24 protein-coding genes are annotated in these 22447 nt (G+C 67.0%); 6 read left to right on the forward strand and 18 right to left on the reverse strand.

Annotated features, from left to right (window positions below; translation table 11 throughout):
- Position 1: 1 nt before the first annotated feature.
- The 3 genes from HNO81_RS17955 to HNO81_RS17965 all read right to left on the reverse strand — a co-directional run bounded on the left by HNO81_RS17955 (position 2) and on the right by HNO81_RS17965 (position 2141).
- Complete coding sequence (locus HNO81_RS17955; RefSeq protein WP_371818304.1) at positions 2-529, reverse strand: regulatory protein RecX; 528 nt, start codon at positions 527-529, stop codon at positions 2-4.
- A gap of 93 nt (positions 530-622) precedes the next feature.
- Positions 623-1678, reverse strand: coding sequence for a recombinase RecA (recA, locus tag HNO81_RS17960; RefSeq protein ID WP_175319486.1), 1056 nt, complete (start codon positions 1676-1678; stop codon positions 623-625).
- 238 nt (positions 1679-1916) lie between these two features.
- A complete protein-coding gene (locus HNO81_RS17965) occupies positions 1917-2141 on the reverse strand; it encodes a DUF3046 domain-containing protein (RefSeq protein WP_175319466.1) in 225 nt (74 codons plus the stop codon).
- 41 nt (positions 2142-2182) lie between these two features.
- On the opposite strand from HNO81_RS17965, the gene HNO81_RS17970 reads away from it, so the two are divergent.
- From HNO81_RS17970 to HNO81_RS17975, 3 genes are all read left to right on the forward strand, one after another.
- Positions 2183-2725, forward strand: a complete 543-nt coding sequence (locus tag HNO81_RS17970) for a MarR family winged helix-turn-helix transcriptional regulator (protein ID WP_175319467.1) — start codon at positions 2183-2185, stop codon at positions 2723-2725.
- A gap of 86 nt (positions 2726-2811) precedes the next feature.
- Entirely contained in the window at positions 2812-3267 is a 456-nt protein-coding gene (locus HNO81_RS20030; protein WP_217509568.1) for a helix-turn-helix domain-containing protein, read from the forward strand.
- 29 nt (positions 3268-3296) lie between these two features.
- On the forward strand, positions 3297-4151 hold the full coding sequence (locus HNO81_RS17975) for an IS3 family transposase (protein ID WP_371818305.1): 855 nt from the start codon (positions 3297-3299) through the stop codon (positions 4149-4151).
- Between the two features lie 89 nt (positions 4152-4240).
- Here the strand turns inward: HNO81_RS17975 and HNO81_RS17980 are convergent, their stop codons facing one another.
- The 7 genes from HNO81_RS17980 to HNO81_RS20220 all read right to left on the reverse strand — a co-directional run bounded on the left by HNO81_RS17980 (position 4241) and on the right by HNO81_RS20220 (position 12206).
- Positions 4241-4693 carry a helix-turn-helix domain-containing protein gene (locus tag HNO81_RS17980; protein ID WP_175319468.1) on the reverse strand — a complete coding sequence of 151 codons (453 nt, stop codon included), beginning with the start codon at positions 4691-4693 and terminating at the stop codon, positions 4241-4243.
- A gap of 168 nt (positions 4694-4861) precedes the next feature.
- Positions 4862-5341 (reverse strand): CinA family protein, encoded by a 480-nt coding sequence (locus HNO81_RS17985; protein ID WP_175319469.1) that lies wholly within the window; start codon positions 5339-5341, stop codon positions 4862-4864.
- Positions 5338-5982, reverse strand: coding sequence for a CDP-diacylglycerol--glycerol-3-phosphate 3-phosphatidyltransferase (pgsA, locus tag HNO81_RS17990; RefSeq protein ID WP_175319470.1), 645 nt, complete (start codon positions 5980-5982; stop codon positions 5338-5340). The genes HNO81_RS17985 and pgsA overlap by 4 nt, the downstream gene beginning before the upstream one ends.
- A gap of 17 nt (positions 5983-5999) precedes the next feature.
- Positions 6000-8888: a DNA translocase FtsK gene (locus tag HNO81_RS17995; RefSeq protein ID WP_175319471.1), complete on the reverse strand. Its 2889-nt coding sequence runs from the start codon at positions 8886-8888 to the stop codon at positions 6000-6002.
- Between the two features lie 139 nt (positions 8889-9027).
- The gene (locus HNO81_RS18000; protein ID WP_175319472.1) at positions 9028-10719 is read right to left on the reverse strand and encodes a ribonuclease J; all 1692 of its coding nucleotides are present in this window, start codon (positions 10717-10719) and stop codon (positions 9028-9030) included.
- Positions 10720-10759: 40 nt separating this feature from the next.
- The gene (gene dapA, locus HNO81_RS18005) at positions 10760-11668 is read right to left on the reverse strand and encodes a 4-hydroxy-tetrahydrodipicolinate synthase (protein ID WP_175319473.1); all 909 of its coding nucleotides are present in this window, start codon (positions 11666-11668) and stop codon (positions 10760-10762) included.
- Between the two features lie 58 nt (positions 11669-11726).
- Complete coding sequence (locus HNO81_RS20220) at positions 11727-12206, reverse strand: hypothetical protein (protein WP_254703561.1); 480 nt, start codon at positions 12204-12206, stop codon at positions 11727-11729.
- 153 nt (positions 12207-12359) lie between these two features.
- On the opposite strand from HNO81_RS20220, the gene HNO81_RS18015 reads away from it, so the two are divergent.
- Positions 12360-13595, forward strand: a complete 1236-nt coding sequence (locus HNO81_RS18015) for a heparan-alpha-glucosaminide N-acetyltransferase domain-containing protein (RefSeq protein WP_175319474.1) — start codon at positions 12360-12362, stop codon at positions 13593-13595.
- 138 nt (positions 13596-13733) lie between these two features.
- Here HNO81_RS18015 and HNO81_RS18020 read toward each other — a convergent pair whose 3' ends face one another.
- The 8 genes from HNO81_RS18020 to HNO81_RS18055 all read right to left on the reverse strand — a co-directional run bounded on the left by HNO81_RS18020 (position 13734) and on the right by HNO81_RS18055 (position 20816).
- The gene (locus HNO81_RS18020; RefSeq protein WP_254703562.1) at positions 13734-14519 is read right to left on the reverse strand and encodes a TM2 domain-containing protein; all 786 of its coding nucleotides are present in this window, start codon (positions 14517-14519) and stop codon (positions 13734-13736) included.
- Between the two features lie 599 nt (positions 14520-15118).
- On the reverse strand, positions 15119-15592 hold the full coding sequence (locus tag HNO81_RS18025; RefSeq protein WP_175319476.1) for a hypothetical protein: 474 nt from the start codon (positions 15590-15592) through the stop codon (positions 15119-15121).
- 3 nt (positions 15593-15595) lie between these two features.
- On the reverse strand, positions 15596-16366 hold the full coding sequence (gene dapB, locus HNO81_RS18030; RefSeq protein ID WP_175319477.1) for a 4-hydroxy-tetrahydrodipicolinate reductase: 771 nt from the start codon (positions 16364-16366) through the stop codon (positions 15596-15598).
- 99 nt (positions 16367-16465) lie between these two features.
- On the reverse strand, positions 16466-16930 hold the full coding sequence (locus HNO81_RS18035) for a molybdenum cofactor biosynthesis protein MoaE (protein ID WP_175319478.1): 465 nt from the start codon (positions 16928-16930) through the stop codon (positions 16466-16468).
- Positions 16920-17444 carry a MogA/MoaB family molybdenum cofactor biosynthesis protein gene (locus HNO81_RS18040; protein WP_175319479.1) on the reverse strand — a complete coding sequence of 175 codons (525 nt, stop codon included), beginning with the start codon at positions 17442-17444 and terminating at the stop codon, positions 16920-16922. Before HNO81_RS18040 ends, HNO81_RS18035 begins: the two co-directional genes overlap by 11 nt.
- Positions 17441-17932: a cyclic pyranopterin monophosphate synthase MoaC gene (gene moaC / locus HNO81_RS18045; RefSeq protein WP_175319480.1), complete on the reverse strand. Its 492-nt coding sequence runs from the start codon at positions 17930-17932 to the stop codon at positions 17441-17443. The genes HNO81_RS18040 and moaC overlap by 4 nt, the downstream gene beginning before the upstream one ends.
- Positions 17920-19164 carry a gephyrin-like molybdotransferase Glp gene (gene glp / locus HNO81_RS18050; protein ID WP_175319481.1) on the reverse strand — a complete coding sequence of 415 codons (1245 nt, stop codon included), beginning with the start codon at positions 19162-19164 and terminating at the stop codon, positions 17920-17922. The genes moaC and glp overlap by 13 nt, the downstream gene beginning before the upstream one ends.
- Positions 19165-19187: 23 nt before the next feature.
- A complete protein-coding gene (locus HNO81_RS18055) occupies positions 19188-20816 on the reverse strand; it encodes a molybdopterin-dependent oxidoreductase (RefSeq protein ID WP_371818306.1) in 1629 nt (542 codons plus the stop codon).
- Between the two features lie 106 nt (positions 20817-20922).
- Here HNO81_RS18055 and moaA point away from each other — a divergent pair, with 106 nt between their 5' ends.
- Both moaA and HNO81_RS18065 read left to right on the forward strand, forming a co-directional pair.
- On the forward strand, positions 20923-22062 hold the full coding sequence (gene moaA, locus HNO81_RS18060; protein ID WP_175319483.1) for a GTP 3',8-cyclase MoaA: 1140 nt from the start codon (positions 20923-20925) through the stop codon (positions 22060-22062).
- Positions 22063-22066: 4 nt separating this feature from the next.
- Positions 22067-22333 (forward strand): MoaD/ThiS family protein, encoded by a 267-nt coding sequence (locus HNO81_RS18065; RefSeq protein WP_175319484.1) that lies wholly within the window; start codon positions 22067-22069, stop codon positions 22331-22333.
- Positions 22334-22447 lie beyond the last annotated feature (114 nt).

Here is a 22447-nt window from a genome sequence, read left to right on the forward strand (position 1 = left end):
GTTAAGGGTACCGGTTCTGGAGCTGACCGCTGGCGGGGTCCTGCTGCGAAGCGAGGACTTCGTTGACGATCCGGAACGCCTGGGTGGGCTGGTAGCCCTTTCTGGCCAGCATGGAAGCCAGGCGGCGAACGGCCTTGTCCCGTTCCCCTGGAGCTGACAGGTCCGTCCAGGGCCGGAGCTTGCGCTCCACCAGGGCACGCGCAGCGGCTTCCTCGTCGGCGTCCGTCAGTTGTTCGAGCGCTGACGCTGCGGTTTCGCTGTCGATGCCCTTTTCAGCAAGCTCGCGCCGAAGCGCACCCTTGGCCAGCTTCCGGGACTGGGCGCGGCTCCTGACCCACATGTCAGCGAATTCGGCGTCGTTGATCAGCCGTACTTCCTGGAACTTATCCAGCACTGCCTCTGCAACGTGCTCCGGGATGTTCCGTTCCGCGAGCTTGCGGGCAAGCTGCAGCCTGCTCTTGGGCGCAGCGGTCAACTGCCGGTACACGATGGCCTGTGCCACCGTGAACGGGTCCGGCTCGGCATCCACGCCCTGTGGATCCTCGGGAACGTCAAACCCGTCCGGCGCCCCGCTGGAGGGGCTGCCGGGACGGGGTCGCCGTGTACGTGCTCCGGTCAAGGGCTAGAACCCGTCGACGGCTTTCAGCTTTGGCTCATCCTTGGACTCGTCCTCGGCAGGCTTGACCCCGACTCCGAGCTTCTCCTTGATGAGGCGCTCCAGTTCGGCGGCAAGCTCCGGGTTGTCCCGGAGGAAACGGCGGGAGTTTTCCATGCCCTGGCCCAGCTGGTCGCCATCATAAGTGAACCAGGAGCCGGACTTCTTGATGATGCCGTGCTCCACGCCCATGTCGATGATGCCGCCCTCACGGGAAATGCCCTGGCCGTAGATGATGTCGAACTCGGCCACCTTGAACGGCGGAGCCATCTTGTTCTTGACGATCTTGGCTTTGGTCCGGTTGCCGACGGAATCGGCACCTTCCTTGAGGGTCTGGATCCGCCGGACGTCGATGCGGACCGACGCGTAGAACTTCAGCGCCTTACCACCGGTGGTGGTCTCGGGGGAACCGAAGAAGACGCCGATCTTTTCGCGAAGCTGGTTGATGAAGATGGCGGTGGTCTTGGTCTGGCTCAGGCGGCCCGTGATTTTACGGAGCGCCTGGCTCATCAGGCGTGCCTGGAGGCCGACGTGGCTGTCGCCCATGTCGCCTTCGATTTCCGCGCGCGGCACCAGGGCGGCAACGGAGTCGATGACAACGACGTCCAGCGAACCGGATCCCACCAGCATGTCCATGATCTCCAGCGCCTGCTCGCCGGTGTCCGGCTGGGAGACCAGGAGGGCGTCGGTGTCGACACCCAGCTTGGCGGCGTAGTCAGGGTCCAGGGCGTGCTCGGCATCGATGAAGGCAGCGATTCCGCCGGCGCGCTGGGCGTTGGCCACGGCGTGCAGGGCAACGGTGGTCTTACCGGACGATTCAGGACCGTAGATTTCGATGACGCGGCCGCGCGGGAGCCCGCCGATGCCAAGGGCGACATCCAAGGCGATGGAGCCGGTGGGAATGACTTCAATCGGGGCACGGACTTCGTCACCCAGGCGCATGACTGAGCCCTTGCCGAACTGCTTGTCAATCTGGGCAAGCGCTGCTTCCAGCGCCTTTGCACGATCCGGGGCTGCCGCCATGGTTGACACCTCTAATGCTTTCTCGATGGTGGCCTTCGCGGCCGTTGTGTTGGTCATCTCTGACGCTAAGGGGACCCACTGACAATCCGGCCTGAGGACAACGGCTATGTGGATAAACCCAATAGAAAAAGCATAGCGTTATCCGAACAGGTATTCGAAGAGTGGAGCTCCTGCGGCGTGTCTGGCGGCAGGCTCCCGGCGGACCCCGGAGGGCCTTTCAGCAGCTGCCGGCCCGCCGTCAATCCCGGCGGGGGGCGATGTCGCGGCCCAGCCGCCGCTCCGTCGGCACGTCCTGGACGTCGCAGACGGCAAGCCAGACCCGGCGCGGCTCGACGCCGGCGGCCAGGGCCTGGTCGGCGGTACGGCTGCCAACACCGGCAAGGACCAGGGTACTGCTCAGCACGCGGGAGTACCCCGCGCCGAACTCGTCATCCATCAGACGCCAGTACTCGCTGATTCGCATCGGTAAATCCTCTCATGATTGCGGACCCTAGAATTGTTGCCATGAGCAACTCCCCTGATCTCCCTTCACCACAGGACACAGGCGACGACGCCGCTGACGCCGCCCTGCAGAATGTCGAACACCAGATCAGCCTCTTCTGGCGCCGGGCGCGTGCCATCTCCAACCAACTCTCGCGGGAGGTCCATCCGGACATGGAACCCGCCGCGTACGGGCTGTTGACGATCATCCGCAGGGAGGGACCCATCCGGCTGACTGAGCTCGCCATGAACATCGGGGTGGGCAAACCGTCGGTCAGCCGGCAGATCGCCTTCCTCGAAAGCCTTGGCCTGGTGTCCAAGGAGGCCGACCCCCTGGACCGCCGGGCGCAGTCCATCCGGCTGACGGCCAAGGGCGAAGAGAAGATGCACCAGGTCCAGGACGCCCGCCGGCAGGTTTTCCAGGAGCGGTTGCGGGAGTGGCCGGTGGCGGAACTGCAGGAACTGGCCCGCTGCATGGCCAAGTTGAACTCCACCTATGAGCGGGACGGGTTCGCCAGGGAAGCCGCGGACGCCGCCCCTTCCCGGGAGCCCCGGCAGGAGGACTAGGAAACAACAGGAAAGCCCCCGGCATGTGAACTGGTCCCCGGAAGTTGGACTGAGAAATTCAGTTCCGACTTCCGGGGAGCAGTTTTATGCATGCACGTAGTTCGTTGTCTGAGGTTCAGCGTGAGGCCGCTGTAGCGTGGTTTGAGAAGGGCATCGCGGATAGTGCGGCGGCGACGTTGCTGGGGGTGTCCCGCCCGCCGGTAAGGATTCTCTATCGGCGGTGGAAGATCCATGGTCGAGGAGCGCTGGTGGCGAAGCCGACGAAACAGGTGTACTCGTTCGAATTCAAGCTCGCGCTGGTTGAACGGTTTATCGCCGGTGAGACTGCCCCGGATCTCGCGGCGGAGGTTGGTTTGTCCTCGCCCACGCTATTGAAGACGTGGGCCCGGGCGTATCGCCGGGAGGGTCCGGACGCGTTGCGGTCAAAGCCCAAGGGAAGGCCTAAGGCACCCGGTGCCGCGCAGCCGGCCGAGGTATCGGAACTTGAGCGGCTGCGGCGGGAAAACGAACGGTTGCGGGCGGAAGTGGCTTACTTGGGATAATTGCGGGCCTTGAGGGCGCAGGAACGACGGTGAAGGTCCAAGCCCTCATCGCTCTCAAGGCTGACTTCCCGCTTCCTGTCCTGCTGCAGGCAGCAGCTCTTGCCAGGTCCACGTTCTTCTATCATCAGGCGCGCATCCAGGGCGCTGATCCGCAGGAGGCCATCAAGGCCGCTGTCAGGGAAATTTTCGAGAAAAACCATGGCCGGTACGGGCACCGGCGGGTCCACACCGAGTTGGTCAAGCAGGGTTGGACGGTCGCGAAAAAGACCGTGCTGAAGCTCATGCGGTCCCTGGACCTGGTGTGCAAGGTCCGGCGGAAGAAGCGTTACAACTCCTACCAGGGCGGGCAGGGCCGGGTTGCTCCGAACGTGTTGAACCGGGAGTTCGAGGCTGATGCCCCGAACCGGAAGTGGGTAACGGATGTGACGGAGTTCAGCGTCGGCGACCGTAAGCTCTATCTCTCGCCGGTCATGGATCTTTTCGACCGGCAGATCATCTCCTACTCGATCAGCCCGTCTCCGAATCTGGAGCTCACCAACAGTTCGCTGCGCCAGGCCCTTGCCTGCCTTGAGGAAGGTCAGCAGCCGCTCGTGCATTCGGATCAGGGCTTCCAGTACCAGCACGTCTCGTGGCGAAAACTCTTACAGGAAGCCAGCGCGAGCCAGTCGATGTCACGCAAGGGCAACTGCTACGACAACGCCGTGATGGAGAACTTCTTCGGTCACCTCAAGGAAGAGCTCTTCCATCACGTGCGATACCTCAGCACCGACGCCTTGACAGCGGCACTGCACGAATACATCCACTGGTACAACACCGAAAGAATCTCGACAAAGCTCAAGGACCTGAGCCCGGTGCAATACCGGACCCAGGCCCTCGCGGCTTAGGCTCTTATTTAACCAGTCCAACTTCCGGGGAGCAGTTCAATGGCCGGGGGCTTTCCTGTTGTCAGGCCCCACGTTGGCGTGGGTTGCCCTTACCGGGCTCCGGAGAGGAGGCCCGTGGAAAGTTCATCGTTCAGTTCGGTGTTCAGGTCGCGTTCCAGGTCACGGCCGTAACGCTGGGAGAATTCCTGCGGGACGGTGTCCGGTACGGCGACGCCTTCGGCTACTGCCACCCGGTCGCTGACCTCGCGGAGCATGGTGGACAACGGAACATCCAATGCCGAGCAGATTGAAGACAGCAGCTCGGACGATGCTTCCTTCTGGCCGCGCTCCACTTCGCTGAGGTATCCCAGGGAGACGCGGGCGCTGTGGGAAACTTCACGGAGCGTGCGCCCCTGACGCTGGCGGACATCGCGCAGGACATCACCGATTTCGTGACGAAGTACAACCATCTTGCGCTCCTTCTGTTCGCTCTTGGCCTGTTCGGCGAGGCCCACATCCTTCCAGCGGACAACGCCGTTTACGGATACGGGCTGCTTTACCATCTGTATCGCCTTGCTCCCTCATTGGTCGGGTCCGCCGTTGGCGAACCCGTCGTGGTCATTTCATCCTAGGCGCCTCCGCTCTTCGGAAGCGACACAATGTAATAACTAATCGGTACCGGGTTTTGTTCCCGGCAACTTTACGCCCGGTAACTTCGCCGGCAGCGAACGTCAGCCGGCCAGGGACTCAAGGAGCCGTTCCAAGGCCGCGGCGCACGCAGCGGCACGGATATCCGGCCTGCTGCCGGTGAAGGTGTATTCGTAGGCGGCGGCACCGGCAGCCGTGGCGATACCCACGTAAACACGCCCCACGGGCTTGCCGTCGTGGGCTTCGGGACCAGCCACTCCCGTGGTGGACAGTCCGACGTCGGCACCCAGGACTGTGCGCGCCCCGGCGGCCATGGCGCTGGCGACGTCCGGATCGACGGACCCGACACGGGCCAGCAGGTCGGCGGGCACGTTCAGCACCAGCTCCTTGACCGAGTTCTGGTAGGCCACGACTCCACCCTGGAGCATGCCGGAGGCTCCGGGCGTGTCCGCGAGGACTGCGGACACCATGCCAGCCGTCAGCGATTCGGCGGTGGCAACGGTCTTTCCCGCGTCAATGGCCTGGCGCACGGCCGCCGCGGACAGTTGGTGAAGGTTGCTCATTCGTGCTCCTGGCCCTCCACGGCCGCAGCCTGGCGCTTGCCCCTGGCCCGGAGCCGCAGGGCTTCAATCACGTATTCCACTCCGGTCCACAGCGTGATGGCCACAGCTGCCATCATGACGGCGAACGCCACCCAGGTCATCCACGGCGCGAATGCCCCGAACGGAAGCAGGTACAGGAAAATCGCTGCGGTCTGGACCACGGTCTTGAGCTTGCCGCCGCGGGAAGCCGGAATGACACCGTAGCGGATGACGAAGAACCGCAGCGCAGTGATGCCCCACTCCCGGACCAGGATCACCAACGTTGCCCACCAGGGCAGTTCACCCAGCAGGGACAGCATCACCAGCGCGGAGCCGATGAGGAGCTTGTCGGCGATGGGGTCGGCGATCTTTCCAAAATCGGTGACGAGGTTCCGGCTCCTGGCGATGTCGCCGTCGAGCTTGTCCGTGTAGATGGCCACGGCAAAGGCGGCCACCGCCGCCCACCGCCACGGACCGGAGGTACTGTGCAGCCCCGGCGCGTCCGCCACCAGGAACCACACAAAGAACGGGACCAGCGCGATGCGGATCATGGTCAGGACGTTGGGAAGGTTCCAGACCCCGGCACGGCCCTTGCCGGCGGCGGTTGCATCGGTGCTAGTCACGTTTCTAGGCTACCGGGCTAGCGCCCCGTGAGGGACCAGGCGTCTTCGGAGCCGTCGTCGTCATCGCCGTACCCGCCGGGAGCCGAGTCCGAACCGTCGTAGTACTCGACGCTTTGCTTCCGCTGGTCCAGGTCCGCCGCCACCAGGTCTTCGGCGTAGCCGCCCTGGGCAATGTTGGCATTGGCGTTGTCGCTGAGGGCTGCGGTCTGCGAGTCGGGCGCGGCCGGGGCTTCCTGGCCCTTCATGGCAGCGAGGACCGCGGCGAGGTCATCCGGCTTGACCAGCACGTCGCGGGCCTTGGAGCCTTCGGAGGGACCCACTACTCCCCTGGACTCGAGCAGGTCCATGAGGCGGCCGGCCTTGGCGAAGCCGACACGGAGCTTGCGCTGCAGCATGGAGGTGGAGCCAAACTGCGTGGTGACCACCAGCTCGGTGGCCTGCAGCAGAACCTCGAGGTCGTCCCCGATGTCGTCGTCGATCTGCTTCTTTTCCGCTTCCGGCGCAACGTCGTCACGATAGACGGCCTGCAGCTGGCCCTTGACGTGCTCCACCACCTTGTGGATCTCCGATTCGGTGACCCAGGCGCCCTGGACACGCATCGCCTTGGAGGCGCCCATGGGCAGGAAGAGCGCGTCACCCTGGCCGATGAGCTTCTCGGCGCCGGGCTGGTCGAGGACCACGCGGGAGTCCGTCACGGACGACGTGGCGAAGGCCATGCGCGAGGGCACGTTGGCCTTGATAAGGCCGGTAACGACGTCCACCGACGGGCGCTGGGTGGCCAAGACCAAATGGATGCCTGCGGCACGGGCCAGCTGGGTGATGCGGACGATCGAGTCTTCGACGTCGCGGGGGGCCACCATCATGAGGTCGGCGAGTTCGTCCACGATCACCAACAGGTAAGGGTAGGGCCGGATGACGCGCTTGGAGTCCACCGGTGGCTGGACCTTGCCCGCGCGGACGGCCTTGTTGAAGTCGTCGATGTGCTTGAAGCCGTAGTTGGCGAGGTCGTCGTAGCGGGCGTCCATTTCCCGCACCACCCACTGCAGCGCCTCGGCGGCCTTCTTGGGGTTGGTGATGATGGGCGTGATGAGGTGTGGAACGCCCTCATAGGCGGTCAGTTCCACGCGCTTGGGGTCCACCATGACCATGCGCACTTCATCCGGGGTGGCACGCATCAGGATGGACGTGATCATCGAGTTCACGAAGGACGACTTACCGGCACCGGTGGCACCGGCCACCAGGAGGTGGGGCATCTTGGCGAGGTTGGCCACCACGTAGCCGCCCTCAACGTCCTTGCCCACGCCCATCACCATGGGATGGTCTGTGCGGCGGGCGTTCTGGCTGCGGAGGACATCGCCCAGTGAGACGGTTTCGCGGTCCGTGTTGGGGATCTCGATGCCGATGGCGGACTTGCCCGGGATGGGGCTGAGGATGCGCACGTCGCTGGAGGCAACAGCGTAGGAGATGTTCTTGGACAGGGCGGTGACGCGCTCCACTTTGGTGCCGGGCGAGAGCTCGATCTCGTACCGGGTGACAGTGGGGCCGCGGCTGAACCCGGTGACCGTGGCGTCCACGTTGAACTGGGTCAGGGTATCCGTAAGGGCAGCGACGACGGCGTCGTTCGCTTCGGTGCGCTCCTTGGGGATGGATCCGGGGGTCAGGAAGTCCGAGGCCGGGAGGGTATATGTGACGTCACCGGCGAGCGAGAGCTGCTCGGTCCGCTGCGGGATGGGGACCGGCGGCGGGGCCGGGGCCACAGGGTTGGAGGGTACCGTTGGCGCCGCGGCGGGTTTGCCGGGGGCAGCGGCGCCGGGGATGACCAGTGGAATGGCCTCGGTGGCGTTTTCCGGAGGTGCCGCCTGCGATCCGGCGCCCAGGCCCTGGGCTGCCTTGATTTTTTCGACGGCGATCTCCGCCTGGGTGGGCCGGCGCACGCCCGGCGCAGGCCGGGCAGGTTCCTGCTCGTCGTCGTCAATGACGGCGTGCTCAAAGGCTTCGTCACCGACATATCCCTCGAGGCCTGCCCCGGACTCCTGGTCCTTTCCAAAGAGCTTGCGCTTCTTCTTCCGGGGTGCGGCGGGCGCCGTCCGTTCCAGGTAGCTGCGGTCGTGGACGTCGGGACGTTCCTGGTCCATCAGGTCGACGCCCATGAGGTGCTCGTACGCTCCCCGGATGCGGCGCGGAATGGCTGTGAACGGGGTGGCCGTGATGATCAGCAGGGATACGAAGGCGAGCAGGCCATAGAGGGCCACAGGCACGGCGGGATGGATGGCGGCCAACGGCGTGGCGGCCAGGAAGCCGAGCATGCCGCCGGCCTGGCGGAGGCCGTCGAAGCCGTCGGCAACGGTGGGCTGGCCGCCCAGGATGTGCGCCAGGCCGCAGCCGGCGAATGTCATGATCAGGAAGCCGATGCCCACCCGGTTGTTGCCCCGGCCGTCAGAGGGCTGCCGGAAAAGCCGGAAGGCGCAGACGAAGAGCATGAGCGGGAGCAGCAGCGAAATCCAGCCGAAGGTGCCGTTCACCACGGCGTAGACGGCGTCGGGGAACCAGCCGGTCAGCCCCCACCAGGCGAAGGTTGCGATGAAGACGCCCAGCGCCAGGTTGAACAGCGCAGCGCCGTCGCGGCGGTCCTCGGCCGGAAGGTCGCTGACGTCGTGGCCAATGCGGCGCACTCCCCCGCCCACCAGGTGGCCCATGCCCAGCCAGGCGCCGCCCACCACGCGCAGCAGCCACGGCTGGTGGTGTTCGACGGCGGGTAGCTGGCGGGTACGTGCGGTGCTGGAAGAGCCGCCGCGTCCTGCCTTGCTGGCGGTGGAGCCGGTTCCGCGGGCTGTGGAGCTCCCGGATTTGCTGCCGGAGCTGCCCCTGCCGGTACCTTTGGGCGCGGAAGTAGTACGTGTGGCCATAGTAGCCACGGTACCGGAAGCATGCTGTGATTCCGGGGATATCGGGGCCGGGGCTGCCCCCGGCATTCCCCCTTAAATGCCTCCGGCCCGTGCTCCTGCCTGCGGCGGGAGGACGGGCCGGAGCCGGGGGCGGGGACCGTCAGGCCTCGAGCACCACAGGGATGATCATCGGCTTGCGGCGCAGCTTCCGGTTGACCCAGGTGCCCACGACGCGGCGGACCACCTGCTGGAGCTGGTGGCTGGTGTGGTCGGCGTGGTTCTGGACTGCTTCTTCCAGTGCCGCGTTGATCTTGGGGATGATGTCGTCGAAGACAGAATCGTCCTCTGCGACGCCGCGGGCGTGGATCTCGGGCCCGGAGACCACCTTGCCGGTGGCGCGGTGGATGACCGTGATGATCGAGATAAAGCCCTCGTCGCCCAGGATCCGGCGGTCCTTGAGGTCCGCGTCGGTGATTTCTCCCACGCTGGAGCCGTCCACGTAGACGAAGCCCACCTCTACCTGGCCCACGATGTCTGCCTGGTGGTCGCGGAGGTCGATGACCGTGCCGTTGTCCGCGAGGATGACGCTGGCATCCGGCACCCCGGATTCGATGGCGATCTTGCCGTTGGCGATCAGGTGGCGGGTCTCACCGTGCACGGGCATGGCATTGAGCGGCTCAAGGATGTTGTAGCAGTAGAGCAGTTCGCCGGCCGCCGCGTGGCCCGAGACGTGGACCTTGGCGTTGCCCTTGTGGATCACGTCGGCACCGAGCTTGAGGAGGCCGTTGATGATCCGGAACACCGCGTTTTCGTTGCCCGGGATAAGGCTGGAGGCCAGGATGACGGTGTCGCCGTCACCCACCACCACCCGGTGGTCGCCGTTTGCCATGCGGGACAGGGCCGCCATGGGCTCGCCCTGGGAGCCGGTGGACATGAGGACCACCCGGTTGTCCGGCAGGTTGTCGATGTTCTTGATGTCGACGATCAGCCCGGCGGGGACGTCCAGGTAACCGAGCTTTTCGGCAATGGCCATGTTGCGGACCATGGAGCGGCCCACGAAGGCCACCTTGCGGTTGTGCTTGGCGGCGGCGTCGAGGACCTGCTGCACACGGTGCACATGCGAGGAGAAGGACGCCACAATGATGCGTTTGGTGGCCTGGCCGAAGAGCCGCTCCAGGGTGGGGCCGATCTCTTTCTCGGCCGTGGTGAACCCGGGGACGTCGGCGTTGGTGGAGTCGGACATGAAGAGGTCCACGCCTTCCTCGCCAAGCTTGGCGAAGTGGCGCAGGTCGGTGATGCGTCCGTCCAGCGGCAGCTGGTCCATCTTGAAGTCACCGGTGTGCAGGACAGTGCCGCCGGCGGTGCGGATAAACACGGCAAGTGCATCCGGGATGGAGTGGTTGACGGCCACGAACTCGCATTCGAACGGCCCGAACTTCTCTACCTGGCCTTCTTCGACAGTCAGCGTGTAGGGCCGGATGCGGTGTTCCTGCAGCTTCGCCTCGATCAGGGCAAGCGTCAGCTGCGAACCGACCAGGGGGATGTCATTGCGCAGGCGCAGCAGGTAGGGGACGGCGCCGATGTGGTCCTCGTGGCCGTGCGTGAGAACCACCGCCACGACGTCGTCCAGCCGGTCCTCGATGTACGAGAAGTCCGGCAGGATCAGGTCAACGCCGGGCTGGGTTTCCTCGGGGAAGAGGACGCCGCAGTCCACGATCAGCAGTTTGCCGTCGATCTCGAAGACGGCCATGTTCCGGCCGATCTCCCCCAGCCCGCCGAGCGGAACGATCCGCAAGGTGCCCTGGGGCAGGCGCGGAGGGGTGACGAGGCCGGTAAGGGCAGTTTGGGTCATAGTGCACTTCTTTCCAGGCGGAAGGGTGCCGGTCTTAGCCTCAGGAGAAGACCAGCCCCGCTTCCGCCAAATCCCCGCGGATGGTTTCGATCTCGGTTTCGTCCGGCTCCACGAGGGGCAAACGGACAATCGAGTTGGGCAGGACTCCCTGCCATTTAAGAATCTGTTTGGCCGCCACGGCTCCCTGGACACGGGTCATGGTGGCGCGGACCACGGGCTGCAGCTCGAAGTTGATCTTGCGGGCAGTCCCGAGGTCGTTGGCGTTGACGGCGTCGATGAGCTCACGGAAGCGGCGGGTGGCGACGTGGGTGGTGACTCCCACCAGTCCGACGGCGCCCAGCGCCATCCAGGGAAGGGTCAGTCCGTCGTCCCCCGAGTAGAACAGGAGGTCGGTTTCCGCCATGACGCGGCTGGCAGCCATGAAGTCCGCCTTTGCGTCCTTGACGGCGACGATGTTGGGGTGCTGCGCCAGCCGGATCATGGTCTCCGGTTCGATCGGGATCGAGGACCGGCCGGGGATGTCGTACAGCATCACGGGGACGTCGACGGCGGAGGCGATGGTCTCGAAGTGGGCGCGGACACCGGCCTGGCTGGGCTTGTTGTAGTAAGGGGTTACCAGGAGGAGGCCGTCAACGCCGAGGGCGGCAGCCTGCTGGGAAAGGTGAACCGAGTGCGCGGTGTCATTGGTGCCGGTCCCGGCGATGATGGCCGCACGGCCACCAACTGCGTCCTTCACGGCACGGAACATGCCGAGATTTTCTTCGTCCGTCAGCGTTGACGTTTCGCCGGTGGTGCCGGTGACCACCAGGCCGTCGCAGCCATCGTCCACCAGCTTGCTGGCCAGTGCTGCTGCCTGGTCGTAGTCCACGGCGCCGTCCTCGGTGAACGGCGTGACCATTGCGGTCAGGAGGGTACCGAGGGCAGGGATGTGCGCGGAAGAGTCAGCCATGGAAAAAACGTTACCCTGTCCCCGGCTGGTTAGGACAATGCCACGGACGTGACGAGCGTCAAATACGGTGGCGGCCGGGCCGTGGTGCTTCCGCCCCGGCGTGGCAATAGCGGCCGACGGCGGACTGCCGGAGGCTCTCTGCCCAGGATGCCAGCCGCTGCGCCGCGCGGACGTAGTGGAACAATTCCGTGGGCGTCAGGGCATCAAGGTCCGTTTCGGCAAGCCTGCGCGCCAGCTCCGCCCCCTCCGGCTGGGCGGCCAGGCTGATGCCTTCCTGCGCCCACGCTACATCCTCGGCCGGCCGGCCGGAGACAAGTTGGCGGAACAGGTAGTCCACCACTCCGGGACTCATTGCCCGCAGCGGCCCACTCCCGGCGTCAGGCCCGCCAGGCGGGAACCCGGCCTGGAAACTCCCGGAGCGCGGATGTCCCGGCCGGGACCCTGATGATGGTGCGGGTCCGGCCTGCGCCGGCTCCTGAACTCCGGCTGCCGGGGTACCTTTCGTGGGTGCGGGGCGCCCCGATGACGTGTTCTCCATGCAGCCATGCTATTCGAACATATATTCGAACACAAGGGTGCAGCCAGTCCCTGCCCGGAGAGAGTGGACGCGGGCACGGACGCCACCGTCCCCGGCCGGCGGGCGCCCCGCCGTGACAAGCCGCCCCCGAGGCGCATGTGAGACGATCTGGACATGACGTCCCGAACGCCGGCCACCCGGTCCCGCACGCCCTCCGGCAAGGAACTACCGGGACGGCTCCGGGGCATCGATGCGGCCCGTGGCCTGGCGTTGCTGGGCATGATGGCCACCCACCTGCTGCCGACCTTCGAATCGGATGCAAACCTTACGCCCACCTGGATTGGACTCACGTTCTCGGGACGCGCCGCAGCCCTCTTCGCCGTGCTGGCCGGCGTTGGACTGGCACTGTCCACGGGGAAGGACAGGCCGCTGGCAGGCTCCGGACTCTCTGCTGCCCGGCGCGGCGTGGCGCTGCGCGCCCTGGTGATTGCCGCCGTCGGGCTGACCCTGGGCCTCCTGGAAGTGAACGTGGCCGTCATCCTGGTCCACTACGCCGTGCTGTTCCTGTGCATCCTTCCTTTCCTGGGACTGGGCGTGAAGCCGCTGTGCGCCTGGGCCGGCGGCTGGATCCTCGCCTCCCCCGTCCTGGCATACCTCCTCCGGCCCTGGCTCCTTGCCGCCGAGCCGCCCCTGAAGCTCGGCCACAATCCCGGCTGGGAAGACCTGGCAACCCCCGGACAGCTGCTGGCAGATATCTTCTTAACCGGCTACTACCCGGTGTTCCAGTGGCTGTCGTACCTGCTGGTGGGGCTGGTGATCGGCCGCCTGGCCCTCACGAAGGCGCTGGTTCCCGCGGTCCTGCTGGTGGGTGGAACCGTGGTGGCCGTGGCAGCCAAGACACTTGGGACGGCAGCCATGGAGGACTGGGGCGGCCGGGCAGCACTGGAACTGCTGCTTAATTCACCGGGCTACCCGTTGGGCAGCGTGCTGCAGGTAAACCTGACCGGACTTCCCCAGGAAGGTTCCTGGTGGTGGCTGGCGTCCGCCGCGCCGCATTCCGGAACTCCGCTCGACCTGCTGCACACCTCTGCCGTGGCGGCAGCCGTCATAGGCGCCTGCCTGCTCCTGGAGCGCCTCGCCCGGTGGGTGGACCTGGACCTGCTGCTGCCGCTGCGGGGACCCGGGGCCATGACGCTGACGTTGTACACCGTCCACGTCTGGGTGGTCTCCACCTTCTACCTGAAACCCCTGCCCGCCGGTTGGACCGAGGACGGCATGTATTTTGCCCAGGCGGCCACTGCCATTGCCGTCGGGATTGTCTTTGCGCGGCTGTCCTGGCGCGGTCCGCTGGAGTGGGCCGGCCATGCGGCGAGCATGGTGGGCCGCGGCGGAGCCAAGGCCCTGTCCTGACCCTCGGGCCGCAGGTGCGCCCGGCGGCCCCGGACCTCCGCAGCGACCGCCATTGGCCCGGAATGCACAAGAACCCGCGGCTCCACCGGACGGTGGGGCCGCGGGTTCCGCTCTGGAACGAATGCCGGCTCGGGCCTGCTACTGCTGGGTCAGGGTGAAGGTAGCGGTCTTGTCGCCGTAGTCATCGTTGACCACAACCTGGACGGGGCCCTTCTTCACGTCGAACGCAAGGATGCCCTCGCGGGCGTCGCCGGCGCCGACCTCATCGGTGGGCAAGGCCCCCATTCCATCGTCAAGGTAGACCAGTTCGCCCTCCTTGCCCTCGGCGTCAAAGACCTGGAAATTCGATGGGCTGGAGAAGCTGCTTCCGGTGAGAGTTTCCCAGGACACCTTGACTGCCAGGAACCCGCCGTTCTTCGGCTGGAGGTAGGTCATGCCGGGAATTTCGGTGGTGTAGATGGAATCGAGGACGCTGATCCTGACGGTGTTGCCCTCGGACACGGTGGCTACGAAGGAGTTTGCTCCGCCGTCGGATCCGCTGCCGGGCGTGGATCCGCCGGACGGGGCCGGCGCGGCCTGGGTGACAGACGGCAGTTCGGGTGCCACCGGGTCCTGGCGGTTCGCGAGGGCGGCGCCGAGCATGGCCATGGACGTGATGGCCAGCAGGATTCCGGTGATGATGCTGGCCAGCCAGACGACGCCGGTGATGATCCAGGCCTTCTTCCTGTTCTCCGGGTAGCCCTCCAGCGGGCGGCCTTCCCGGTCCCGGGTGTTGCCCATCAGGGTCATGACCAGGTCCACGATGGACCAGATGCCCAGGCCGCCGGCCGTCAACAGCTTGGCGATGGCGGAGCCGGTCTTGCCCAGGTAGAAGCGGTCTGCACCGAACGTGCCCAGCAGCAGCGACAGGATCCAGGTGGTCATGAATGACTTCCCGGGCCCGCCGTCGTATGGACCGCTGCCGTAGGGAGTTGGCTGGTATTCCCCCTGGGGAGCCGCGGGATACTGCTGCCCTTCAAACGCAGGCGGGGCTCCGAAAGCCGACGGCGCCGGCGGGATGGGTGGGGTAGCCGGCCCGCTGTGGGGCGCGTGGGGGAAATGCGGTTGGCTCATTGATGGTCCTTCTCCGGGAGGGCGGGTGCGTGAGTGCAGGTACAGGGGTGCGTGGTGTCGTTGCATGACAGCGCAGGGCAGCTGCGCGGGCAGGATGGGCATGGCGCGTCCAGCGTCGGGCAGCCCCGGGCGTGCGGGCACGCCGATAAGGACCACTTGTTGTGCGTGGGGATGGGGTGCGGCTGGCTGGGGCCCGGGGTGCTGCCGGTGCGTGCCCATGCCATGGACAGCGCAGTCCTCATGCTTTCCCCCAAAGCTCAAGAGTCTTTACTCAGTAAACGTACCGCGCAGTGCAGGAATCGGCGATGGGCAGAAATGCCCATCACCGTTTGGCGTGGAGGTACCCGCAGCGTGCCGGGGCAGGCAAAATCGGGCGAGGGGAAGTCGGGCCAGGGACGTACCCGGGAGGATCAGGACGCGGCCGTGAAGAGCCGTACCGCGTCCCGCATGGATGCCCGGGCCCGTTTGCGGTCTCCGGCAGCGTCGTAGGCGCAGCTCAGCCGGAACCACGAACGCCAGTCCTCGGGAGCGGCCTCCGCCTCGGCCCGGTATTTCTCGAATTCCGCATCCGCCGCAGCCCGGACGATCCGGCCGCCCGGCGTGCGCGGGAGATCGTCCACGGGCAGACCGCCTTCAGCCTCCAGGACCTTGGCCATCTGCTCGGTACGGGCGCCGAACATGAGTTCGCGGATCAAGGCCCATGCACCCACCACGGGCAGTACCAGGTAGGCGCCGCCAATGGCCTTGGCCGTCAGGTTGCTGTCCGTCAGGAGCAGGATCGAGCGCTGGAACGACACCACCAGGTAGAAGACGAGCAGCAGCGTGACCGCCCCCACCCAGATCTTGGTGCGGTTCTTCCGGAAGCCGGCAAGGAGCCCGTCCACGGCTTAGAGCCCCAGGTCCAGGTAGCCGTCCAGGCCGAAGGTCAGCCCCGGATGTGCGGCAACGTTGCGCAGGCCCAGGAGCACGCCGGGCATGAACGAGGCGCGGTCGAAGGAATCGTGGCGGAGGGTCAGTTGTTCGCCCGGGCCACCCAGGAGGACTTCCTGGTGTGCCACCAGGCCGCGGAGCCGGACACTGTGGACGCGGACGCCGTCCACTTCGCAGCCGCGGGCGCCGGCACGTTCACTGGTGGTGGCATCGGGGCTGGGCGGGACCTGCGCGTCCCGGCGTTCGGCAGCGATCAGCTCCGCCGTGCGGACGGCCGTGCCGGAGGGGGCGTCCACCTTGTCCGGGTGGTGCAGCTCGATGATCTCCACCGATTCGAAGTACTTGGAGGCCTTCGCGGCGAAGGCAGAGGCCAGCACCGAGCCCAGGGCGAAGTTGGGGGCGATGAGGACGCCGGTGTCCGGGTGCCCCGCCAGCAGGGACTCCAGGCCAGTGAGCCGGGCTGCGTCCCATCCGGTGGTGCCCACCACGGCGTGGATGCCGTGCTCGACGGCGAAGCGGACGTTCGCTTCGGTGCTTTCGGGAACGGTCAGGTCCACCACGTACCGGGCACCCGAAGCGGCCAGCTGCTCCAGTGAGTCACCCCGTCCCAGGGCTGCAACGAGCTTCATGTCGGGCGCGGCGTCGATGGCCTTGACGGCTTCGGCGCCCATGCGTCCATTGGCGCCAAGGACGGCCACCAGCTTGGGAACGGAGTGTTGTTCGGTCATGGCATTAACCCTACCGGCGGGACGGGCGGGGGCAGGAACCGGGAGGCGTGCGTTACCTCGCACTCCGGGTTGCTCCAAACAGCGCAGGACGGCGCAACCTCAGCCGCCGGCGCCGACCCATTCCACCGTGCCGTCCGAGAAGAACTGTTCCTTCCAGATGGGCACCTGTTCCTTGATCCTGTCCACCAGTTCGGAGCATACGGCGAAAGCCTGGCCGCGGTGCGCGGCGGACACGGCGCACACCAGTGCGGGGTCGCCGATTTCCAGCATTCCGATCCGGTGTGCAGCCCAGATGCGGACTGGCTGGCCGCTGCCGGCCTCCCCCTCAGCGTCCTGTTCGGCAACCAGGCGGGCTACGACGTCGGCCATGACCTGGTGTGCCGTGGGGTGCGCACTGTAGCTGAGGCGCTCAACGGCCTTGCCGCCGTCGTGGTTGCGTACCACGCCGCTGAAGCTGACCACCGCCCCGGCTGTGTCGCTCTCCACCGCGGCGATGGCCTGGTCCACGGAGATGGGCTCCGCACTCAGGACCGCGCTGACTACTTCAAATGCTTCAGTGCCCATGTCCGCCGTCCAGCTGGTCGCAAAGGTGCCCGATCACGGGATCCAGGACGGTCAGCCCGTCCATGACGCCCTTGGGCGAGCCCGGCAGGTTCACGATGAAGGTGCGCCCGGCGGCACCGGCGTAGCCCCTGCTCAGGGCCGCAAGTGGGGTTTTCGCCGACCCCGCGCGCCGGATGGCCTCCATGATGCCCGGGATCTCCCGGTCCAGCAGCGGCCGGGTGACCTCGGGTGTCCGGTCGTCCGGGCTGAGGCCAGTGCCGCCGCTGGTGATGACGACGGCGGGGTGCTGGCTGAGGAGCGCCCGGATGGCGGCGCCCACGGGCTCGCCGTCGGGGACCACCATGGCCGGGAACACGTCGAAGCCATGCTCGGTGAGCCAGTCCACGATCACGGGGCCGGTTTCGTCGTCGTAGATGCCGGCGGCGGCGCGGGTCGAGGCGATGACGACGCCGGCTTTCCGTCCCTGCACATCGCCGTGCACGTGCGGCGCGGCCGCGCTGAAGGGTGAGGTCACAGTGCCCAGTCTCCGCTCTTGCCGCCGCTCTTGGCCAGCACCTTAATGTCCGTGAGGACGGCATGCTTGTCTACGGCCTTGATCATGTCGTAGACGCTGAGGGCTGCCACGGAGGCGGCGGTCAGCGCCTCCATTTCCACTCCCGTGACGCCCCGGGTTTTGACGGTGCACTGGACAGTGACGGCGTCCGCACCGAGGTCGAAGTCAACGGTCACCTTTGAGAGCGGCAGCGGATGGCAGAGCGGAATCAGGTCCGGTGTCTTCTTGGCCGCCATGATGCCGGCCACGCGCGCAACGGCCAGGGCGTCCCCCTTGGGCAGGCCGCCGGAGCCCAGGAGCTGCATCACCTCGCCGGTGGTCCGGACCGTGGCGGTGGCCGTCGCTTCGCGGGTGGTCTCTGCCTTGGCGGAAACATCCACCATCTGGGCGCTGCCGTCCTGGCGCAGGTGCGTCAGGGCGGGGGTCTGTTCTGCGTTCACAGCATCCATACTTCCACCTCGTCGCCGGCAGCGAGTTCCGTGACGCCTGCCGGGACGTGGACCAGGACATTTGAGCCCGCCAGTGCGTGCATCAGGTGCGAGCTTTCGCCGCCCTGCAGCTGGACGGTTCCGCCGGGCTCCAGGCGTCCGCGCCGGACCTGGTGCTTCTGGCCGGGCGACACCAAGCGGTGGGCCAGGCGGGCGCTGAGCGGCAGCCGGGGCGCCGGCGCCCCGACCAGGGCCGACAGGGCGGGGCGGAGGAACATCTCAAAGGACACCAGGCAACTGACCGGGTTGCCGGGAAACCCCAGGAAGGGGACGCCGTCGAACAGCCCTATCCCCTGGGGGCCGCCCGGCTGCATGGCGACGTGCAGGAACTCGACCGGCTGCTCAACCATGGCCTGGCGCACCACCTCATAGGCGCCCTTGCTGACCCCGCCCGTGGTCACGATCAGGTCCACGTCACCGCCCCGGGTCCGCAGCAGCGCCTGGAGTTCTGCGGGGTTGTCAGTGGAGATGCCTGTGCGCCGGACGTTGAGCCCCGCCTGCTGCATGGCGGCTTCCAGGAGGGTTCCGTTGGAGTCGTAGATCTTGCCCGGCGGCAATGGTTGTCCGGGTTCAACCACCTCGTCCCCGGTGGTGACGAGCAGGACGGACACTGCCCGGTATACCTCCACCTCAGCAACACCCAGGGCTGCGAGGAGGCCCAGCTGCGCCGGTCCCAGGCACGTTCCGGCGGCCAGGGCCCGCTCCCCCGCCGCAATGTCGCTGCCGGCAGTACGCACGTACGTCCCCGGAACGGTTGCGGGCAGCGTCACCAGCCCCCCGCTGCCTTCCGTGCGGAAGTGGTCCGGCACCGCCTTTTCGATAGGCACGACGGCGTCCGCCCCCGCCGGGATCATGGCACCGGTCATGATGGGCGCCGCCGTCCCCGGCTGGAGCGGCCGCGGGCTTGATCCGGCGGGGACGGGCTGCGTGATGCGCACGTCGGATCCGCCGTCGGGAATGTCCGTGGAACGGACGGCGTACCCGTCCATCTGGGAGTTCGCAAAAGGGGGAAGGCTGATGGGCGCCAGCACGCCGTGCACCAGTGCCCGGCCGAGCGCACCGGACAGCGGCAGGACCTCAGCGCGGGACTCTGCCGCCAGCCGGGCCAGGAGGTCCGTGACCGCCGCACGGTGCTCAGCAACGGAGCGGGCCTGGTGGGCCGGGACTGCTGTGCCATGGGAATGGCTGGTCATGGGTACGCCTTTGGTCGCGGCCGTCAGGATTTCACGTCCACTCTAACGGTGTGGAATCCCGTGGCTCCGTCGGGTGCGGGTGGCCGCGCCGTTTCGTCCTGGGGTTCACCGTTCACGTTGGTGGCACGGACCTGGATCTCGTACTGCCCCGGGGTAAGGTCCACGGCCAGCTTCCACTGGTACCAGGTGTCCACGGAGATGCCGGTGGCCAGTTCCGCTTCCCGCCACGGTCCGCGGTTGATGCGTACTTCCACGCTCCGGATGCCGGTGTGCTGCGCCCAGGCAATCCCTGCCAGGACCACTGTTCCGGCGCTGACTGCACGGCCACTCCGGGGTACGTCGATGCGCGACGACGTCTTAATGGGCCCGCGCGCCGACCAGCCCCGCGGAGTCCAGTAGCCGGCATCGTCGGCGAACCTGGTGACCTTGAGCTCGGTGACCCACTTGGTGGCCGAGACGTAGCCATACAGGCCGGGGACCACCAGCCGCACCGGGAACCCATGCTCCAGCGGCAGCGGCGCACCGTTCATGCCCACGGCAAGCAGCGTGTCCCTGTCGTCGGTGAGGACGTCCAGCGGCGTTCCGGCCGTCCAGCCATCGGCGCTGCGGGACAAAACCATGTCCGCCCCCGGCTGGGGAACCGCGAGGGCCAGCAGTTCGCGGACCGGCCAGCCGAGCCAGCGGGCGTTGCCGATCAAGTCCCCGCCCACCTCATTGGACACACAGGCAATGGTGATGTGGCGTTCCAGCAGGGGCTTTTGCAGGAGGTCGGCGAAGGACAGCTCGACGTCCCGGGCCACCATTCCCGTGACTCTGAGGGACCAGGTATCCGGGTTGACCGTAGGAACCACCAGTGCTGTGTCGATCCGGTAGAAATCCGGGTTGGGCGTCACCAGCGCAGGCATGCCGGCCAAGCCTGACTCCGCTGCGGGCGGGACGAGCGGTGCCGGTGACGCCGGCCCGGGCAGGACTATGCGTGCCCGGGCTTCGCTGGCGGCGATGGCAGCGCTGCGCCAGATGCCGGCCAGCACGCCGCCCACGGCGGCAACTCCGGCGCCGACGCCGAGGGCCTGGAGAAAGCAGCGGCGCGACACGGCTGCTGCCGCGGGCGATGCGGACGATGCATCTTCCCACGCCTGCAGCTGCCGGACCAGTAAACGTAACAGCACGACGGCGGCTGCCGCGGCCAGGAGCGGAAGCAGGAGCGCCAGCGGGGTCACCTGGGACCGTGTCAGGACCGCCGCGAGCCCCGTCAGCCCGAAAATCCCCATCACCGCAGCGCCGGCAAAGCGGCGGCGGCGCTCAAGGACCCCGGCTAAGGCGGCAAGCCCGGCAATGACCAGCGCCATGCCCACCAAAAGGGCGGCCTTGTCAGAGGTGCCGAAAAGGGAAACAGCCCAGTCCTTGATTCCCGGCGGGACGGCATCGATGATAGCGCCGCCCACAGCGGTCAGCGGCGAAAGGGATGGGCTGGCAAATCCCGCCAGCAGTTCGCCCGCGACGACGCCGCCGGCGGCTGCGGTGATCCCGGCGGCCGCCGCCCACCGCGCACCGGCACGTGGGACTGACTGGTGCGGGACGGGAACTTCCGCACGCTCGCCTTGGCCGGCACCGTCGTCGTCCGCCCCGCCCTTTTCCCGGGAACTCTTCACAATTTCCAGCATAGGTTCCCCGGCGGTCCCCGGCGCAGGTTCGGTCCGCTGGTTCCGCGCCGGTCACAGGTGTGATGCGCAGCGCAACGTGGCGTAGCCTGAATCCATGAGTGTCCAGCTAGGAATGCCGCAACCGCGCGAGGAAGCAGCATCGGCGCTGCCCGGCATCCCCTCCCGCCGGCCCGCGGACGCGCCAGCGGGCCTTGCGGACCGTTACGGGCGCCGCGCCACGGACATGAGGCTTTCCCTGACGGACAAGTGCAATCTCCGCTGCACCTACTGCATGCCGGCCGAAGGGCTTGAGTGGCTGGCCAAGCAGGCTGTGATGTCTGCGGGGGAAATCGTGCGGATCGTCAAGGTCGGCGTGGAGCAGCTGGGCGTCCGGGAGCTGCGGCTGACCGGCGGTGAGCCGCTGGTCCGGCACGACCTGGTGGACATTATCGCGGCGCTCCGCGCCAACCACCCGGACCTGCCCATCTCCATGACCACCAACGGGGTGGGCCTGGCAAAAAAGGCTGCCGCGCTCAAGGATGCCGGGTTGACCCGCATCAACGTGTCACTGGACTCACTGCACGAGGAGACGTTCACCAAGCTGACCCGGCGCCCGTTCCTGAACCAGGTCCTGGCCGGAGTGGACGCCGCCTGGGCCGCGGGCCTGGGGCCGGTCAAGCTGAACGCGGTCCTGATGCGGGGCATCAACGACGCCGAGTCTCCACAACTGCTGGCATGGGCCCTGGAGCGCGGGTACGAACTGCGGTTCATTGAACAGATGCCGCTGGACGCCGACCACGGCTGGACCCGCCGCAACATGATCACCGCCGCCGAAATCCGTGGCCTCCTGTCCCGGGACTACGTACTCACCCCCGATTCCCGGGCACGTGACGGGGCTCCGGCGGAGCGGTTCGACGTTCGACGACGGGTGGCGGCTCGGGCGGACGGCGTAGAGACCGCCGATGGTCCCGTCCTTGGAACGGTGGGGATCATCGCCTCCGTCACCGAACCGTTCTGCGCTGACTGCCGCCGCACCAGGATTACTGCCGAAGGCAAGATCATGAGCTGCCTCTTCTCACGTGAGGAGTTCGACCTGCTGGGCCTGCTGCGGGCGGGCGCCGGCGATGCGGAGCTGGCCCAGCGCTGGCAGGACGCCATGTGGATCAAACCAAAGGCCCACGGCATGGACCACGTGGGACTCGACGCTCCGGACTTCGTCCAGCCGGATCGCAGCATGAGCGCGATCGGGGGCTGACACGGTGCTTGTACGTTATTTTGCTGCCGCGCGCGCTGCCGCCGGTTTCGAGGAAGAGAAGTTCCACCTGCCGGAAGGCGCCACCGTGGCCGACCTGCTGGCAGCGGTGGCCGCCGTAGAGCGCCCCGAACCCCCGGCAGGCACCCCGCCGCTCCCCCGGCTGCTTTCCCGGAGCAGCTTCCTGCTCAATGAGGTGGCCGTCCGGGACCACGCAGCCATTCTTGGTCCCGACGACGTCGTGGACGTGCTGCCTCCCTTCGCCGGGGGCTAGGCGGCAAGGCACCCGCAGGCAGGCACGTCTTCCGCCCGGGCTCTGATTGTCAGACCCCTGGTGGATGATGTGTTCATGGGAATCAGCGGTGGTGTTGGGGTGGTGGTGGAGGGT

This window comes from Pseudarthrobacter sp. C4D7 (genome assembly GCF_013359725.1).
In the GTDB taxonomy this organism is placed as follows: domain Bacteria; phylum Actinomycetota; class Actinomycetes; order Actinomycetales; family Micrococcaceae; genus Arthrobacter.

Excerpts from the sequence above, each read along its gene's own strand:
- recA (WP_175319486.1), bottom strand. The coding sequence starts at position 1,678 with ATGGCGGCAGCCCCGGATCGTGCAAAGGCGCTGGAAGCAGCGCTTGCC.
- HNO81_RS17965 (WP_175319466.1), bottom strand. The coding sequence starts at position 2,141 with ATGCGAATCAGCGAGTACTGGCGTCTGATGGATGACGAGTTCGGCGCG.
- HNO81_RS17970 (WP_175319467.1), top strand. The coding sequence starts at position 2,183 with ATGAGCAACTCCCCTGATCTCCCTTCACCACAGGACACAGGCGACGAC.
- HNO81_RS20030 (WP_217509568.1), top strand. The coding sequence starts at position 2,812 with ATGCATGCACGTAGTTCGTTGTCTGAGGTTCAGCGTGAGGCCGCTGTA.
- HNO81_RS17980 (WP_175319468.1), bottom strand. The coding sequence starts at position 4,693 with ATGGTAAAGCAGCCCGTATCCGTAAACGGCGTTGTCCGCTGGAAGGAT.
- HNO81_RS17985 (WP_175319469.1), bottom strand. The coding sequence starts at position 5,341 with ATGAGCAACCTTCACCAACTGTCCGCGGCGGCCGTGCGCCAGGCCATT.
- HNO81_RS17995 (WP_175319471.1), bottom strand. The coding sequence starts at position 8,888 with ATGGCCACACGTACTACTTCCGCGCCCAAAGGTACCGGCAGGGGCAGC.
- HNO81_RS18000 (WP_175319472.1), bottom strand. The coding sequence starts at position 10,719 with ATGACCCAAACTGCCCTTACCGGCCTCGTCACCCCTCCGCGCCTGCCC.
- dapA (WP_175319473.1), bottom strand. The coding sequence starts at position 11,668 with ATGGCTGACTCTTCCGCGCACATCCCTGCCCTCGGTACCCTCCTGACC.
- HNO81_RS20220 (WP_254703561.1), bottom strand. The coding sequence starts at position 12,206 with ATGGAGAACACGTCATCGGGGCGCCCCGCACCCACGAAAGGTACCCCG.
- HNO81_RS18015 (WP_175319474.1), top strand. The coding sequence starts at position 12,360 with ATGACGTCCCGAACGCCGGCCACCCGGTCCCGCACGCCCTCCGGCAAG.
- HNO81_RS18020 (WP_254703562.1), bottom strand. The coding sequence starts at position 14,519 with ATGACCACCTGGATCCTGTCGCTGCTGCTGGGCACGTTCGGTGCAGAC.
- dapB (WP_175319477.1), bottom strand. The coding sequence starts at position 16,366 with ATGACCGAACAACACTCCGTTCCCAAGCTGGTGGCCGTCCTTGGCGCC.
- HNO81_RS18035 (WP_175319478.1), bottom strand. The coding sequence starts at position 16,930 with ATGGGCACTGAAGCATTTGAAGTAGTCAGCGCGGTCCTGAGTGCGGAG.
- moaC (WP_175319480.1), bottom strand. The coding sequence starts at position 17,932 with ATGGATGCTGTGAACGCAGAACAGACCCCCGCCCTGACGCACCTGCGC.
- glp (WP_175319481.1), bottom strand. The coding sequence starts at position 19,164 with ATGACCAGCCATTCCCATGGCACAGCAGTCCCGGCCCACCAGGCCCGC.
- moaA (WP_175319483.1), top strand. The coding sequence starts at position 20,923 with ATGAGTGTCCAGCTAGGAATGCCGCAACCGCGCGAGGAAGCAGCATCG.